Consider the following 15,786-nt stretch of genomic DNA (forward strand, 5'->3'; position numbering starts at 1 on the left):
ATGCGGGCTGCCGTACTTCATGCGCCCGGCGCACCCGAGGCCTTCGTCATCGAGGATGTGGCGCAGCCTCCTGTCGGGTTTGACGAAGTGCTGATCCGGGTCGGCGCTTGCGGGGTATCGTTTCGCGACGTGGTCGAGCGCAACGGCACTTATCGGCGTGACGTCAGCTATCCGCTTATTATCGGGCTGGAGATCAGCGGCACGATCGTCGAGCGTGGCGAGGGTGTTACCCGTCTGCACGTGGGCGACAGGGTTTGCACCAAGGCGTTTTCCAGTTGCGGCAATTGCCGCCTTTGCCGGGAAGGGCGCGAGACGACGTGTGCCGAGCGGCGCACGGTGCGTGGCGGATATGCCGAATATGTCGTGCTGGCTCAGGACGCTTGCGTGCAGACCCCTGCTGACATGCCTTTCGAGGTGAGCTGTTCGCTTGGCCCGGGCGCTGGCGTGGCCCTGAATGCCCTGCGCGATACCGCGCACATATCCATTGGCGAGACAGTGCTGGTCACGGGTGCCACAGGCGGTGTTGGCGTGCCGGCGGTACAAATCGCCCGCGGCATGGGTGCCAAGGTTATTGCGGTGACCCGCAGCGAAGGCAAGCGTGCCATGCTCGAAGCGGTGGGCGCGCACGATGTCGTCGTGGCTGGCCCGGCCGATTTTGCGCCTCAGGTACGCGAACTGACCGCCGGTCGAGGCGTCGACGTAGTTGTTGATACGATCGGAAGCCGCGTCTTTGATGCCGCATTCGACAGCCTCGCCGTCCACGGGCGCTATGCCATGGTGGGGCAATTGTTCGGGGAATCCATTTCCATCAACCCGGCGCGGATATTCTTCAAGCGCGCACAGATACTGGGCGTCGGCAGCGTCAGCCGCGTCCAGCTGGAAGATGTGATCGCGCTTACCGCCCGCGGCATGATCCGACCCGAGATCGCGCAGATCATGACGCTCGACGAAGTGGCCGATGCTCATCGGCTCGTAGAAGGAGGCGCGACGGCAGGTCGCGTGGTGCTGAAGCCATGATGCAGGACAAGTTCGGAGCGGAGCAGATCGGGGCAGAGCTTCCCGGCGTGGTTGCCGATGAACGCCTCAAGGCGATCTACACATGTATCGTCGACAAGATGAAGGAAGTGGTCCGCGAATTCGAGATCACCCAGGAAGAACTTCACGTCGCGGGCGATTATCTCAACCGGCTTGGTCAGTCCGGGTTCTGCCGCAGCCTGGTCGACGTTTCCCTGGCAATGACCAGCGTGGATGCAACTGCGCGGGTTTCCGGCGGCACGCGGCCCAACCTCAAGGGGCCGTTTCACAAGGAGACCGCGCCCGTGCGCTTGGATGGCGATCTGTTCGATGCCGATGCTCCGGAAGGATCGCCGGTGCTGATCCTGGAGGGCACTGTTACCGATACTGCGACCGGGCAACCGATTGCTGGTGCGCTGCTCGATTTCTGGCAGGCCGACCACGAGGGGCACTACGATCGCCATGGGCATCACCTTTCGGGGGTTGTCGTCAGCGACGCCGAGGGGCGTTACCGGGTGCGCACTGCGGTTCCCAAGGATTACTCGGATCACGACGACGATCCCATCGGCGAACTGTTCCGGGCGATGGGCCGGCACAACCGCCGTGCCGCGCACATCCATCTGCTGGTGCGCGTGGGAGGCGAGCAGCGTCTGATCACGCAGCTTTTCATTCCCGGCAACCCCTATCTCGCCAGCGATTATGTGGAAGGCGCGGTGAGCGAGGACCTGATCCTCGACATGCATCCCGTGCCGGGGGCCAATGCCCTGTTTAAGGCCCGCTTCGACATTGCCGTGGCGGCCTGACAATGGCCAGTGCATCCATCCACGAGCTGCGGGCCCTGTTGCAGCGTAGCGGTGCGGTCCCGGCGCCGGGCATCCACGATGCTCTTGGCGCGCGGATAGCCGCGATGGCCGGACATGAAGTGCTTTATCTGGGCGGCAACGCGATGGCGCTGGGGCTGGGAAAGGGCCAGCCTTATCTGACCCTGACCGAAACGGCCACGATCACCGCTGGCGTAGCGCGCGTGGTGGATCTGCCGCTTGTGGTGGATGCGGGCGCGGGGTTCGGCGCGGTGTCGCACCTGCATCTTGCGGTGCGCGAACTGGAAAGAGCCGGCGCCACTGCGATCCATATCGACGATCAGCCCTATCCCAAGCAGGCGGACTATCATCGGGGGCGGGGGGCGCTGGTGCCAGTGGATGCCATGGTCGCGCGCTTGCGGGTAGCCTGCGCTGCGCGTTCGGACATGCTGGTGTTTGCCCGTACCGATGCACTGCGGGTTTCCGGCTCGCTCGATGAAGCGATCGAGCGGGCACAGCGATATGCCCAGGCCGGGATCGACGGTCTTATCGTACTGGATCTGGCACCGGCCGACGTGGCTGCGCTGCAGGCGGCAGTGCCCGGTTTGCCGGTGATATGGATCGGCGGCGTAGTCGCGCCGGTTCCTTCAAGGGAAGATCTGTCCGGTGCGCGCTTTGCGTTGGCGCTCTATCCCTTCAACGGGGTGGCCGCGGTCAGCGACGCGCTGGGCGCGCTGTGGCGTGGCCTGGCTGCCGATGGCCTGATCGGCCAGACCGATGCTCTGCTCGCGCAAGCCCGGATGGATACTCTTGCCATTGCCGACATGCAGCGCTGCTGGGTTATCGAGGAAGCAAACGGATGAACATGGACGGCAGGCCCCGACCGCAGGGTGATACGCTTTCAAGAGTGCTGGCCGAAACCGCGGCACGCCAGCCCCATCACCCCGCGATCCTCTATCACGGGCAATCCATCAGTTACGCCGAACTCGATCACGAGGTCTGTCGCGCGGCACGCGGGCTGCTTGCCCTGGGCATAGGGATTGGCGACCGGATCGGCGCGCTGCTGGGCAACCAGCCCGAATGGGTGGTCATCGCACTGGCCGCATCGCGTATCGGCGCGACGTTCGTACCGCTCAACACCTGGTACAAGCGCACCGAACTGGCCTGGACGCTCGAACATTGCGGGTTGCGCCTGCTCGTTGCGGTTCCCCGGTTCATCCGCACCGATTTCGTTGCGCTGCTGCATCAGGTCGCCCCCGAAGCGCTCGGCAAGAAGCTGGGCGAGGCCGCCGACTCCCGATTCCCGATGCTGGGCAGCCTGCTTTTCGTGGGCGAGGCGCCGTCGGGATCGGCCAGCTGGAACGATCTGCTGCGGCTGGGTGACACCGTTCCCCTGTCGCAGCTGGCGACGGCAGAGGCGACGGTATCGGCCACAGGCGCGGCATTCGTCCTGTATACCTCGGGCAGCACCGCTGACCCCAAAGGCGTCGTGCTCGGCCATGGCGGCGTCGTCGCCAACGGGTTAGAACTGGGGCTGAGGCGCGGCATTGTCGCGCAGGACCGGGTCTGGCTGGGCACTCCGCTGTTCTATGGCCTGGGGGCGACCAATGCCTTGCCGGCGACGCTGACCCGAGGGGCGACCCTGGTCTTGCAGGACTACTTCGAGGCCGGCAGCGCGATCGAGACGATCGCGGCCACCCAAGCGACGGTCTATTACGGCACCGGCAACATAACCCGCGCGATGCTCGATCATCCTGACTATCGCCAGGCACGCATTGGCTCGCTGCAAAAGGGCAATGCCGGCACGATGGCCGAATACAAGCGCCTGACGCTTGTGGAAATGGGGATCAGGGGCGCGGTGCCGGCCTATGGCCTTACCGAAACCTACGGGAACGCCACCGTGGGATGGCCCGACGATCCGCTGGAGGCGAAGCTGGAAACCAGCGGAACCCCGCTCGACGGCATGGAAGTGCGCATCGTCGATCCGCAGACCCGAAACGATTTGCCGCAGGGGCAGACCGGACTGGTGCTGATCCGGGGCCATGTGGCGCAGCAGTACCTCAACAACCCGGAGGAAACCGCACGCTCTATGGGGGCGGACGGTTTCTTCGATACCGGCGACCTCGCGTTCCTGGACGCTGATGGACGCTTCCATTTCCATGCCCGTCTGAAGGAAGTCATCAAGAGCGGGGGCATTAATATCTCGCCGGTGGAAGTCGAACAACTCATCGCCAGCCACCCCGATATCCGCGATGCCTACGTGGTCGGCTGCGACGACCCGGTGAAAGGCGAGCTCGTCGTCGCCTTCGTCGATCCGCTGACGCCGCTGCAGGCCGAGGACGTGCAGGCTTACGTCAAGGAGCGTGCGGCCTCTTTCAAGGTGCCCAATCACGTGCTGTTCCGCAGCGAGGAACAGCTTCCCCGCCTGGCCAGCGGGAAGGTGGCAAAGCACCAGTTGGCGCAGGAAGCCCGGCGTGAACTCGGACTCTGACTTCCAGCCTTTCGGCCTGTCTGGCAAGGCCGCCATTGTCGGAGTGGGGGCGAGCGGTTTTGCGCAGCGACCGGACGCCTCGGTGTTCCAGTTCGCTGGCGACGCGCTGGTAGCTGCAGTTGCTGACGCGGGGCTGGTGAAGGAGCAGATCGACGGTCTCATCGTTCAGGTTGGCAGCCCGCGCGGCGCGGATTATGATGGCATCGCCGAAACATTCGGCCTGACACCGCGGTTTTGCAGCCAGACCTGGGCGCATGGACGGTTCGCCGCCACCGTGCTCGCCCATGCGGCGATGGCAGTGGCAACCGGGCTCGCCACCCGTGTCGCCTGCGTGATGGCGATGAAGAACAGCGACTTGGGGCGCATCGGCGAGGCCAACAATCCGTTCTTCCACGAACAGTTCCGCGAAAACGGAGGGCCGCACGGCGAAGCGGGGCATGTCGGTATGGCATCTCCCATCGCCGGGGCGGCGATGGCGTTCGATTTCTATTGCCGGCGCTATGGCCACGACCGGGAACTGCTGGGCGCGGTGCCGATCACGTTTCGCCGCCATGCCCGCCTTACCGACGATGCCCTGATGACCCGCGAAATGGACTGGGCGGACTATCACGCCGCTCGCCCCATCATCGATCCGCTGCGGCTGCTGGATTGCTCGCCGGTGGGGGACGGGGCGGTGTGCATGATCGTCTCCGCGCCGCAGGACAGCCGCTCGGTCGTCATCACCGGCGTCCAGGGCATCCGTGCCGGGCGGGACAGCTTCATCTTCGCGCCGCACGGCCTGGGTGTCGGGCAGCAGTCCGGGCAGCGCCTGACGCGCACGCAGGCACGCGGGCAGGCCGCCTATGAGATGGCTGGCATGACCCCTGACGGCATCGACGTGCTGGGCCTGTACGATTCGTTCTCACCGTTGCCGCTCTATGCGCTGGAGGATTTCGGCTTTTGCGGAGAAGGCGAGGCGCTGGCCTGGGTTCAGGACGGGCGCATCGGCCTGGGCGGGGAAATTCCCATCAACACCAGCGGCGGACAGTTGAGCCAAGCGCAGATGAATGGCTGGGGGCAGATCCGGGAACTCGTGACCCAGTTGCGGGGTGAGGCCGGCTCGCGACAGGTGACCGCGGCTAGGACCGCGATGTGGGCGACGGTCGGCGGCGATGCGCTGGTCCTGGAGAAGGCCTGATGCGCAGTGAAACGATAGCCCCGACGGTCAACGACCTGAATCGCCCATTCTGGGAAGCCGGTTCGCGTGGCAGCCTGGTGCTTCCGCGTTGCCTGGGCACGGGGCGGCTGTTCTGGCCGCCGGCACCGGTGAGCCCGCATGATTGGGGTTCGGTCGAATGGGTGGAGGTGACGCCGGTCGGCACGGTAAGGTCGCTATGCGTCTATCGCCGCGCCTTCCAGCAGGCCTTTGCGCCCCTCATGCCTTACGGCATCGCCATGGTGGCAGTGAAAGAGGCGGTGATCCCCCTTTATGTGCCGGGCACCGTCAGCGTCGATCCGGGCCAGCAGGTGCGGATCGGCTTTGAACCCCTTTTTTCCGCCACTGCCGATCACGGGCTTGCTGTGCCGCAGGTGATCGGACCTGCATAGCAGAGCATCGCATTCAATGCCGGACGCATTGGTGGTCCGGAAAGGAGATCAACGTGCACGATATCGTCATTCGCGAAGCAACAATTGTCGACGGCAGCGGTGGCAGGCCCTTCATCGCGGATCTGGCGATCGACGGTGATCGCATTAGCGCAGTAGGCGGCCAGATCGGCCCGGGGCGGCAGGAGGTTGCGGGCAAGGGGCTTGCGCTGATGCCTGGCATCATCGATGCGCATACCCATTACGATGCTCAGGTAACGTGGGATCCGTTCTGCGATCCTTCGCCGGCGCATGGCGTGACCAGTGTCGTCGTCGGGAATTGCGGTTTCACCATCGCTCCGACCCAGCCTGCCCACCGTGAGCGCATGATGCGTCACCTGATGCGGGTGGAAGGCATGTCGATCGAGGCGCTGGAAGAAGGTATCCGCTGGGATTTCCAGACGTATCCCGAATATCTCGACATGCTGGAGCGACAGGGTGTCGGCCCCAATCTCGCGGTCTACATCGGCCATTCCGCATTGCGCACATATGTCATGGGGGACGACGCGACGAGCCGAGTCGCCACCGACGAGGAAATCGCCGTCATGCGTGGCATCGTGGCCGAGGCGATGGTCGCGGGTGCGGCCGGCTTTTCGACTTCGACGCACGAGCAGCATGTCGGTGATGGCGGCGTGCCGATGCCGTCGCGCCTGGCCGACGAGCGCGAGATGCGCGCGCTGATGGGTGCGGTCGGGGAAAGTGGCAAGGGCATGCTGATGGTCGTGAAGGGCTCCGCCACCAGCGTGCCCTATCTGGAAGGCCTAGCGGAAGCGGCTGACAGGCCGATGCTCGTCTCGGCGATGCGGCATCACCCCTCTAAGCCCGACCAGGTGTTCGATGACCTGCGGCAGATGCGTGCAGCGCGCGAGCGGGGCAACCGGCTTTACGGACAATGCTCGTGCATGCCGATGTCGATGGATTTCACGCTGGCCGATCCCTATCCGTTCGAAGCTTACGACGCCTGGGCGCCAGCCATCCGCGCCGGATCGGGCGATGCCTACAAGGCCGTGCTCGCCTCTGCCGATTTCCGGGCGGCGATGAAAAGCGACATCGAGAACGGCGCCGGCGCGCGGATCTTTCGGGGCGACTGGTTCAAGATGATGGTCGCGGAAGCCGGTACACCCGAAAACCGGGGGCTCGAAGAGCGTTCGGTGGGCGAACTGGCGGCGGAACGCGGTGTCCACCCGCTGGACTATTTCCTCGACCTGGGTCTGTCGGAAGACTTGCGCACCAATTTCACGACCGAGTTTTCCAATTACGATGTCGAGGCGGTTGGCCGCATCCTGGCGGATCCGGAAAACCAGATTTCACTGGGTGATGGCGGCGCGCACTTGTCCTTCCTGTGCGAGGCCGGGTTCGGCCTGCACCTGCTGGGGCGCTGGGTGCGGGACCTTGGTGTGCTGTCCCTTGAAGAAGCGGTGCGCCGCCTCACTTCCCAGCCGGCGAACCTGTTCGGCTTCGTCGACCGGGGCGAACTGAAGCCGGGAGCGGCCGCTGACATCCTGTTGTTCGACCCGGCGACGGTTGGCATCGGCGCGAAGCGACGTTTGTTCGACCTGCCTGCTGGGGCCAGTCGCCTGCGCACGGATCCGGTTGGCGTGCATGGGGTGTGGGTCAACGGCGTGCAGGTGGCGAATGCCGATGGCCCTATCGAAGTTGGAAGTGCCCGTCCGGGCAAGGTCTTGCGCGAATTTGCATGATCCATCGCCAGTCCGAAATTATCGCGGCCACCTAGGCTCGATGGTTCCGAAGCAGTAACTGTCGACAGTTACTGCAGGGCGCAGGAAATTCTTGGGAGAATAGGCATGTCAGTTTCCGATCAGCAGGATCGTCGTCAGGTCAGTGGCGGCTTTGCCCCCGCCAGCGGAAACTGGGTTCACCGCGGGCTCGATCTTTCGGCGCCGACCACGATCACCCCGGAGGAAATCGAGGCGTTCAAGAGGCATTACGGCGGCCAGTTCGGTGTACCGATGACCGGGCTGGACTGGTGGATTGACCGCAATCCCGAAGTGCTCAAGCGCTACCGGCTGTACTGCAGCCTGACCCTGCGCGTCGAGCCTGCTGTGATGGGCGGGGGGACGCTCGCGTACTACATGCTCATGGGCTACGTAAAAGGTGCGCGCTATGTGATGCACAGCTTCCTGAACGATGGCCTCAGCCGTGCGCAAGCGGATGAAATGATCGCCCTGGCCTTCGTACATGCCGGTCCGCGCGGCATGGAGACGATCCAGGAGGCCATGCAGGGACTGGAATTTCCCGAGCAGCCGGACAAGCCGGCGCGGTTCCCGCAGGGCTGGGCGCCGGACTTGGATGCATTCCGGTCGGGGCTGGACTTCACCACGGTGACGCTGGACGATGGCGAGAAGTCGAAGCTCTACGACTGGTATCTGCGCACCATCGGTGAAATTCCGCCTTACGTGCGGTTTCTTGCCGAACATCGCCCGATGCTGCTGAAGACGCACCGTGCACGCATGGAAAACATGCTTTATGTTCTGCCCAAGCAGTGTTGGCCCACCGCCATGCTGTACTACCACGTCATGAGCCGGGTTGCCGAAGGCATCCGCGAAAACGTGCTGCTCTGCAAGGCCTGGGGCGTCAGTCGCAGCGATACGCTCGACACGATCGGAAACGCCCTGGTCTATGGCCAGATGGAGGCGGCAACGATGGTTCAGCGCGAAGCCGGCGACGTGTTCGACGGCTGGAAGGATTGAGCCCGATGACGCTTGCGCTAACCGAAGAAACCGAAGATCTGGCCGAAATTCGGCGTGCGGTGCGGTCCTTGTGCGAAGATTTTCCGGGAGAATACTGGCGCGCGCTGGATCGTGAGGGAGCCTATCCCACGTCCTTCGTGGACGCCCTGACGCAAGCGGGCTTTCTCGCCGCGCTGATTCCCGAGGCCTATGGAGGCAGCGGATTGAGCCTGATGGCCGCCGCGGTCATCATGGAGGAAATCCAGGCGAGCGGATGCAATGGCTCTGCCTGTCATGCGCAGATGTACGTGATGAACACCATCCTGCGCTATGGCAGCGAGGAGCAGAAACAGCGCTACCTGCCCGGTATCGCTGCCGGATCTCTGCGGCTTCAGGCCTTTGGCGTAACCGAGCCGACGAGTGGCACCAACACGCTGGGCTTGCGCACCACAGCGGTTCGCGATGGCGACAATTACGTCATCAACGGCCAGAAAATCTGGACGAGCCGGGCCGAGCACAGTGATCTCATGCTCCTGCTGGCCCGGACAACTCCGGCTGAACAGGTCGCCAAGAAGGTCGAGGGGCTGTCGGTGTTTCTGGTCGACATGCGGGAGGTTGTGGGCAACGGCATGACCATCCGGCCAATCCGCACGATGATGAATCACGCGACGACCGAGGTGTTCTTCGACAACATGGTCGTGCCCGCCGCCAACATCATAGGCGAGGAAGGGAAGGGCTTTCGCTACATCCTGTCCGGTATGAACGCGGAACGTATCCTGATTGCGGCGGAATGCATCGGCGACGCCAAATGGTTCGTTGAGCGTGCAACAGACTACGCGCGCGGACGCCAAGTGTTCGGACGGGCAATCGGCCAGAACCAGGGGGTACAGTTCCCCATCGCCAAGGCATATGCCCAGATGCGCGCCGCCGAACTGATGGTTCACCATGCGGCCAGACTTTATGACACCGGCTCGAATCCGGGGGCTGAGGCCAATATGGCCAAGATGCTGGCAGCCGACGCTAGCTGGGCTGCGGCAGACATGTGCGTGCAGACTTATGGTGGTTTCGCCTTTGCCGAGGAGTACGATGTGGAACGCAAGTTCCGCGAAACGCGGCTCTATCAGGTGGCGCCGATTTCGACGAACCTGATCCTCTCGTACATCGCGGAGCATGTCCTCGGGCTCCCACGTTCGTATTGATCAAATCAGCCGCCGCAGGCGGGGCACTTCGCATGCTCGATAAGCTGTTTGGGCAGTTGCGGGAATGCCGAGAAGCGGCATAGTGTCGACATAAACAGAAATGGAGAGAGCTATGGCCGAGATCAAGAACCCGCCGATCGCCGAATGGCGCATGCTTGTCGACGGCCAACTTGTACCAGCCTCGTCCGGAGCGGTTTTTGACAACGTCAACCCGGCCACCGGACAGGTTCTGGGCGTGACGGCAGACGGCACTCGCGAGGATTTCGAACTGGCGATCGCTTCTGCGCGCAGGGCCTTTGACCAAACCGACTGGTCGCGGGACAACGCGCTGCGAGCCCGGTGCCTGCGCCAGTTGCACGCGGCTCTCAAACGCCATGCCGAGGAAATTCGTCCGCTGCTAGTGGCGGAAGTCGGCACCCCTATATGGCTGACACGTGATACGCTGTTCGACGTTCCGGTCGAGCGGCTTCTGGATTATGCCGACAAGGCCGAGAATTTCGCTTTCGACGAGGAGTTGGAAGACGTCGATTTCCGGGGTGTCGTCAGCAAGCGGCGTATCCGCTACGAACCGGTTGGCGTCGTCGCTGGGATCATCCCGTGGAATGGTCCGTGGGGTTCGGGCCTTGGCAAGGTCGGGCCAGCGCTCGCATCAGGCAGTGTCATCATCCTGAAGCCGTCTCCCGATGCTCCATGGATGGGAACGATCCTGGGCAAGCTGATCGCCGAGGAAACGGATATCCCGGCCGGCGTCGTCAACATCGTCACGTCAAGGGATAATCTCGCCGGCGAAATCCTGACCCTCGACCCTCGCGTCGATATGGTCGCCTTCACCGGATCGGCTCCCAACGGTCGGCGCGTTGCGGAAGCGGCGTCGGGATCGCTGAAGCGGCTGCTGCTCGAACTGGGCGGAAAATCGGCCTATGTCGTGCTCGAAAGCGCGGATGTGGCGGAGCATGCCGCATTGGCTGCGCGCACGATCTGCGCCAATGCCGGGCAGGGATGCGTGGCGCGTAGCCGCCTGCTGCTGCCCAGGGCGCGGTACGAAGAAGGTGTTACCGCCGCAAGGGATGCCATGGCGCAGGTCCGCTATGGCGATCCGCAGGATCCGAACAACTTCATGGGACCGCTCAACAGCAAGCATCATCGCGAACGGGTTTTGAGCCACATTGCAAAGGCACTGGCGGAGGGGAACCGTCTGGTTCACGGTGGGCACGTGCCGGCTCACTTGCCCGATGGCGCCTTCATCGAGCCGACCTTGTTCGCCGATGTCCGCCCAGGCGATACCATCGCGCAAGAGGAAATCTTCGGGCCGGTCTTGGCAGTCATTCCATACGATGACGAAGACCACGCGCTGGAGATCGCCAACGACAGCATCTACGGCCTTTCCGCGCAAGTGGCTGCAGCCACGAACGAGGAGGCCTATGCGTTCGCAACGAAGCTGCGCACCGGCACGGTCAGCGTCAACGGCGGCACCTGGATGCACATGGACATCCCCTTCGGCGGCTTCAAGCAGAGCGGCATCGGGCGTCAGTACGGGCGCCAGGGTTTCGAGGCCTATCTGGAGATCAAGGTGCTGGGCATGCCATCAGGCGAAAAAGCACAGAGCCTGGCATGGGGCGAAGTGGAAACCAGCAAGGAAGCGGTGTGAGCGATTCCATGCTAACGATCGAGCAACGCCTGCGAGCCATTGAGGATCGCGCGGCGATCACCGAACTGCTCTATGTGATCGCCAGTGGCATCGACCGCTACGATGGGCCGGCGCTGCAGATCGCCATCGCACCGGACGCCGTACTCGACATGGGAGGGGAAACGCCCATGACAGGCGCGGCCTTCGCCGCGGGGCTGCGTGCCCCGGCGACGCCCCGCCCCGGGCGCATGCATGTCGTGTCCAATGCTATCATCCAGCTCGACGGCGACGTCGCCTGCGCAGAATCGCAGATCGTTTCGTGGCAGGACCAAATGCTGGACGACGAGCAGGTTACACGCGTGCGCGCCGGTCGCTATCTTGATCGTTTCGTGCGCAGCAACGCAGGCTGGCAACTCTCAGCGCGCACGCTCATCGACGAATGGGCGCGCATCGATCCGGTCGACCGCACTCCCCCGCAAGGCAGCAACCTCGCCCGGCCGGCGCCTGACGATCTGCGCTATGCGCACTTGAAGGCCCGCGCATGACGGCAGAGTTTGAAGGGCGGACGGCGATCGTCACCGGGGCTGGTTCCGGCAATGGTCGCGTCCCCAGCATCGGCGAGGCGATCGCTCAGTTGCTTGCCCGCAGGGGTGCCAGCGTCGTGATCGCGGACATTGACGAGCAGGCGTCGCAGCATACAGCGGATATCATCTCCGATGCCGGTGGTAATGCCGTGGCCGTATGCGCCGACCTGACGAGTGAGACCGAATGCGAGATAGTGGCCAAGACCGCGCTCGACCGCTTCGGCCGGATCGATATCCTCGTAAACAACGTCGGCATCGGCAAGGGCTCGGTCGTCACCGATCTGGTCGAGGCGGATTTCGACGTCGCAGTCAGCGTCAACCTCAAGACCGCCATGTTCATGGCCAAGGCAACCCTGCCGCATATGAGCGCTGAGGGTTCGGTGGTTAATTTATCGACCACCGCGGTCCTCCATCCAACCGCCAGCTTGGCCTACAGCGCGACCAAGGCGGCTATGGAAGCTTTGACCGCACATATCGCGTTGCAGTTCGGGCCAGACGGCATCCGCTGCAACACCGTGCGTCCGGGCGAGGTCTGGACTGCGATGGTCGACCGCAACTGCCCCACGGATGATGCGGCGCAGGCGCTTCAGGCAGAGCGCGCGAAGCGCGTCGTGTTGCCTTATGGCGGGAATGCCTGGGACATCGCGGAACTGGTTGCGTTCCTTGCTGGGCCAGGAGCACGCTGGATCACCGGGCAGACTATTTCGGTCGATGGCGGCGCTCCGCTCATCCGTCCCAACCCGGACTGGAAAGCCCATCACAGCTATTGGAAAGCGCCTCGCTGACCGGAGAGCATTCCGCGGACCGTCAGATCGGCGGAACGCTGCCTGAAGGTGCATCCCACGGTCTGGTGAGGCTGACGCGGCCGCGTTCGATCATGCGCCGGATCACCGGCCGCCCTATGTGAAGGGCCGCCACCCGTTCCCGCACCGACTGGTCCTCGTGGACGGGACGCACCTGGCGGCGTAAATGCTCAAGCCAGTTCGGGCTCGAAAAACGCTCTTCCCACAGCCTCGGGTCATCAAGGTCCTGCTGGATCGACCAGCGACGGGCGCCGTCGCGGCTTCGGATCCTGCCGAGGTCCTGCATGGCGGCAACGAATGCTTGGGCGTTCGCGGAAGGAACCTCGTAAGTCAGCGAGATCACGATCAACCCTGTGCCATCGTCGAGCGGGGGAGAGATGGGGTCCTGAGGCATGTCGCGGACAGACCGGATATCCGGTTCGAGATCGCTGGCGACCGGAAACCATCGGTCGAGCAGCAGCGATGCCGCCATCGTCAGGGCGGCTGCGATGAAAGTGCTGCGGATGTCGGTGAACTGGGCCACCGTCCCCCACATCAAGCTGCCCGATCCCAGCCCCGCGAAGACGGCCATCTGGTTCAGGGCGATGATGCGGCCAACGACCCAGCGCGGCACGATCATCTGCACTGACACGCTTAGACCGGTCAGCGTTGCCACCCATGCTCCGCCGATCAGGGCCATGAGGACGATTGCCGGAATCAACAGGGGGAGCAGTGGCAGCGCCACCGTAGCCACGGCGGTCAGCATCGTCGAATAGCGCAGGAGGTTTGCCCGCGTGATCGGCAGGTGCGCCCGTATGATCGCACCGATAATCGCGCCGGCGCCGAAGCCGCCCAGCAGCAGCCCCAGCGTCACGGGGCCGCCACCGAAAACGCTGCGGGCGAGCACGGGCGTGAGCGCCCACACGCAGCTTCCGCAGAAGCCGAAAGCGGCAGCGCGGACCATCAGGGCGAAGCAATGGGGAGACAGCCAGGCGTAACGGATGCCCGCGATGGCGCCTTCCGCGATCGTTTCCGGGGGCAGTTGTACGACCGGCTTCGGCCTGCGCCAGGTCGAGATCACGCCGATAAGGCTCAGGTTGGCCAAGCCATTGAGCACAAACACCACGCCGCTGCCCGTCGCTGCAACAAGCGCTCCCCCGATAGCGGGGCCTATGCTGCGGGCGACGTTGAAGCCGATGCTGTTGAGAGAGGTCGCCGCTTCGAGCTGGGGGCGGCTGACCTGCTCCACAACCGATGCCTGCCAGGCGGGGGCATAAAGGGCATTCCCGCAGGCGATCAAGAACGTGGTGATCAGCAGCCCTGCCGGGGTAATCCAGCCGGCCAGGGTCAGGGCGGCAAGCGAAAGGGTGACGATCGCCATGGTAGCCTGTCCCAGGATCATGATCGTACGTCGGTCGACGATATCCGCCAATGTTCCCGCGACCAGAGCAAACAGCATCATGGGAATGCTGGTCGCGGTTTGGACGAGAGCCACCGTCTGCGCCCCCGGCGTGAGCGACGTCATGAGCCACGCCGCAGACACGGACTGCATCATGCTGCCAAGATTGGCGACAATGCCGGCAAGCCAGAAGCGTCGGAACACCTTTATGCGCAGTGGCTCCACCGCGCGCCGCCATCCCTTGCCGTCTAATTGTCGCTGCATCGGCGCCTCCTCGCAACGGAAGCTAGAGGCGCAATGCGCTGAAATCACCCTGCTCTGATAGAGTTCGAATATGCGAAAAATCGTCGAGGGTGATCCGTGGTCTATCTCGATCGTCCGAATGCGGCCACCTTGACGTCAAAGGAGAAAATGCATGAATGGCCTTGTCGCAGGAAAAACTGTCTTGGTAACGGGAACGGCAAGCGGGATCGGCCGGGAAACGGCATTGGCATTCGCACGCGAGGGGGCGTCGCGTATTGCTTGCGTGGACATCGCAGATGAACCGAACCGCGAGACGGAGGCAGTCCTGACCGAGTTGGGCGTCGAAGTGCTGCGCCTGACTGCGGATCTGGGCAGGGTCGACGAAATTCGGGCCGCGTTCGCCGCAGTGCAGGAGCTATTCGGGTGCCTCGACGCTTCGGTTCACATCGGTGGGTATTCCTGGCGTGGAGAGACGCTGCAAGTCAGCGAAGAACTCTGGGACAAAGTGCTCAATGCCAATCTGCGCAGCACTTTCTTCTGCTGCCAGGAGGCGTTGCGCATCATGTATCAGCAAAAATCTGGCGCGATCGTAAACATGTCTGCCGACGCTGCGTTCTTCCCGATGTATGGCTTCGCGCTGCAAGCGGCCGGCAAGGGTGGTATCGTCAGCATGACCCGCACGCTGGCGCTCGAAGCAGCAGAACACGGGGTGCGCGTAAACGCCGTTTCCCCGGGGATCGTGCGCACCGCCCAAGCCGGTTTCAAGCGGCCCGAAAGCCCCAAGCTGCAACGCCTGAAACACATTCCGGCTGAGGCAGTGAATCACTTGGCCGACCAGACCGTTGCTAATCGCTACCTGTCTGCAGAGGAGGTGGCGCAGGCTTTTGCATTTCTATGCAGTGACCGTGCCTCGGGGATCAGTGGCGACCTCCATCACGTCAACGGCGGGGGTTACTTCAGCCTACAATACTAGCAAGACTGTCGACAGATTGTGGATATCATCCAAGAACCAAGCGTGTTCGAATAAGCGATGAATGTTGAAGTGCCGACACAATGGCTTCCCAGCCGCAATGTCCGACGATACCAAGTCCACGTTAGAAAAGCAAAATCAACGGCATGCCGAAAGGGCAAATAAGGCTGGGAGAGGCAAGAACATGGTATCAAGGCGCGCACGGGCTAAGGTTCGGCTTGGAATCCGGGTTTCCGTTATTTCGCTGGGAATTGCAGCTGGAGCGACAGTTGCGACGGCTCAGGATGCCGCAACGACACCACCGGTCCAAGCGCCACCTCCTGAGCAGGGCGGGCCGGCTGCTGAAACCCCTCATACCGACGGC

14 protein-coding genes are annotated in these 15,786 nt (G+C 63.4%); 13 read left to right on the forward strand and 1 reads right to left on the reverse strand.

Annotated elements, in window-relative coordinates:
• The 12 genes from L284_RS37175 to L284_RS37220 all read left to right on the forward strand — a co-directional run bounded on the left by L284_RS37175 (position 1) and on the right by L284_RS37220 (position 12,813).
• Complete coding sequence (locus tag L284_RS37175; RefSeq protein WP_021234433.1) at positions 1-1,017, forward strand: quinone oxidoreductase family protein; 1,017 nt, start codon at positions 1-3, stop codon at positions 1,015-1,017.
• Positions 1,014-1,817 (forward strand): dioxygenase family protein, encoded by an 804-nt coding sequence (locus tag L284_RS46895; protein ID WP_021234434.1) that lies wholly within the window; start codon positions 1,014-1,016, stop codon positions 1,815-1,817. The genes L284_RS37175 and L284_RS46895 overlap by 4 nt, the downstream gene beginning before the upstream one ends.
• A gap of 2 nt (positions 1,818-1,819) precedes the next feature.
• Positions 1,820-2,677, forward strand: a complete 858-nt coding sequence (locus L284_RS46900) for an isocitrate lyase/PEP mutase family protein (protein ID WP_021234435.1) — start codon at positions 1,820-1,822, stop codon at positions 2,675-2,677.
• 2 nt (positions 2,678-2,679) lie between these two features.
• Entirely contained in the window at positions 2,680-4,305 is a 1,626-nt protein-coding gene (locus L284_RS37185; protein ID WP_160172128.1) for a class I adenylate-forming enzyme family protein, read from the forward strand.
• On the forward strand, positions 4,289-5,482 hold the full coding sequence (locus L284_RS37190) for a thiolase family protein (protein ID WP_021234437.1): 1,194 nt from the start codon (positions 4,289-4,291) through the stop codon (positions 5,480-5,482). Before L284_RS37185 ends, L284_RS37190 begins: the two co-directional genes overlap by 17 nt.
• On the forward strand, positions 5,482-5,892 hold the full coding sequence (locus L284_RS46905) for a Zn-ribbon domain-containing OB-fold protein (protein ID WP_021234438.1): 411 nt from the start codon (positions 5,482-5,484) through the stop codon (positions 5,890-5,892). Before L284_RS37190 ends, L284_RS46905 begins: the two co-directional genes overlap by 1 nt.
• Before the next feature lie 53 nt (positions 5,893-5,945).
• On the forward strand, positions 5,946-7,628 hold the full coding sequence (locus tag L284_RS37195; RefSeq protein WP_021234439.1) for an N-acyl-D-amino-acid deacylase family protein: 1,683 nt from the start codon (positions 5,946-5,948) through the stop codon (positions 7,626-7,628).
• Between the two features lie 105 nt (positions 7,629-7,733).
• On the forward strand, positions 7,734-8,639 hold the full coding sequence (locus tag L284_RS37200; protein WP_021234440.1) for a hypothetical protein: 906 nt from the start codon (positions 7,734-7,736) through the stop codon (positions 8,637-8,639).
• Between the two features lie 5 nt (positions 8,640-8,644).
• Complete coding sequence (locus L284_RS37205) at positions 8,645-9,817, forward strand: acyl-CoA dehydrogenase family protein (protein WP_021234441.1); 1,173 nt, start codon at positions 8,645-8,647, stop codon at positions 9,815-9,817.
• Positions 9,818-9,929: 112 nt separating this feature from the next.
• Complete coding sequence (locus tag L284_RS37210; RefSeq protein WP_021234442.1) at positions 9,930-11,465, forward strand: aldehyde dehydrogenase family protein; 1,536 nt, start codon at positions 9,930-9,932, stop codon at positions 11,463-11,465.
• Positions 11,462-11,989: a nuclear transport factor 2 family protein gene (locus tag L284_RS37215; RefSeq protein ID WP_160172129.1), complete on the forward strand. Its 528-nt coding sequence runs from the start codon at positions 11,462-11,464 to the stop codon at positions 11,987-11,989. Before L284_RS37210 ends, L284_RS37215 begins: the two co-directional genes overlap by 4 nt.
• Entirely contained in the window at positions 11,986-12,813 is an 828-nt protein-coding gene (locus L284_RS37220; protein WP_021234444.1) for an SDR family NAD(P)-dependent oxidoreductase, read from the forward strand. Before L284_RS37215 ends, L284_RS37220 begins: the two co-directional genes overlap by 4 nt.
• Positions 12,814-12,835: 22 nt before the next feature.
• On the opposite strand, the gene L284_RS37225 is transcribed toward L284_RS37220, so the two are convergent.
• A complete protein-coding gene (locus tag L284_RS37225) occupies positions 12,836-14,473 on the reverse strand; it encodes an MFS transporter (RefSeq protein WP_021234445.1) in 1,638 nt (545 codons plus the stop codon).
• A 151-nt stretch (positions 14,474-14,624) separates the two neighbouring features.
• On the opposite strand from L284_RS37225, the gene L284_RS37230 reads away from it, so the two are divergent.
• Positions 14,625-15,425: an SDR family NAD(P)-dependent oxidoreductase gene (locus tag L284_RS37230; protein ID WP_081674019.1), complete on the forward strand. Its 801-nt coding sequence runs from the start codon at positions 14,625-14,627 to the stop codon at positions 15,423-15,425.
• Positions 15,426-15,786 lie beyond the last annotated feature (361 nt).

It is taken from the genome of Novosphingobium lindaniclasticum LE124 (assembly GCF_000445125.1).
GTDB lineage: Bacteria > Pseudomonadota > Alphaproteobacteria > Sphingomonadales > Sphingomonadaceae > Novosphingobium > Novosphingobium lindaniclasticum.

What these genes read in the sequence shown, in the direction of transcription:
- L284_RS37175 (WP_021234433.1), top strand. Translation starts at nt 1, where the DNA reads ATGCGGGCTGCCGTACTTCATGCGCCCGGCGCACCCGAGGCCTTCGTC.
- L284_RS46895 (WP_021234434.1), top strand. Translation starts at nt 1,014, where the DNA reads ATGATGCAGGACAAGTTCGGAGCGGAGCAGATCGGGGCAGAGCTTCCC.
- L284_RS46900 (WP_021234435.1), top strand. Translation starts at nt 1,820, where the DNA reads ATGGCCAGTGCATCCATCCACGAGCTGCGGGCCCTGTTGCAGCGTAGC.
- L284_RS37185 (WP_160172128.1), top strand. Translation starts at nt 2,680, where the DNA reads ATGGACGGCAGGCCCCGACCGCAGGGTGATACGCTTTCAAGAGTGCTG.
- L284_RS46905 (WP_021234438.1), top strand. Translation starts at nt 5,482, where the DNA reads ATGCGCAGTGAAACGATAGCCCCGACGGTCAACGACCTGAATCGCCCA.
- L284_RS37200 (WP_021234440.1), top strand. Translation starts at nt 7,734, where the DNA reads ATGTCAGTTTCCGATCAGCAGGATCGTCGTCAGGTCAGTGGCGGCTTT.
- L284_RS37205 (WP_021234441.1), top strand. Translation starts at nt 8,645, where the DNA reads ATGACGCTTGCGCTAACCGAAGAAACCGAAGATCTGGCCGAAATTCGG.
- L284_RS37210 (WP_021234442.1), top strand. Translation starts at nt 9,930, where the DNA reads ATGGCCGAGATCAAGAACCCGCCGATCGCCGAATGGCGCATGCTTGTC.
- L284_RS37220 (WP_021234444.1), top strand. Translation starts at nt 11,986, where the DNA reads ATGACGGCAGAGTTTGAAGGGCGGACGGCGATCGTCACCGGGGCTGGT.
- L284_RS37225 (WP_021234445.1), bottom strand. Translation starts at nt 14,473, where the DNA reads ATGCAGCGACAATTAGACGGCAAGGGATGGCGGCGCGCGGTGGAGCCA.
- L284_RS37230 (WP_081674019.1), top strand. Translation starts at nt 14,625, where the DNA reads ATGAATGGCCTTGTCGCAGGAAAAACTGTCTTGGTAACGGGAACGGCA.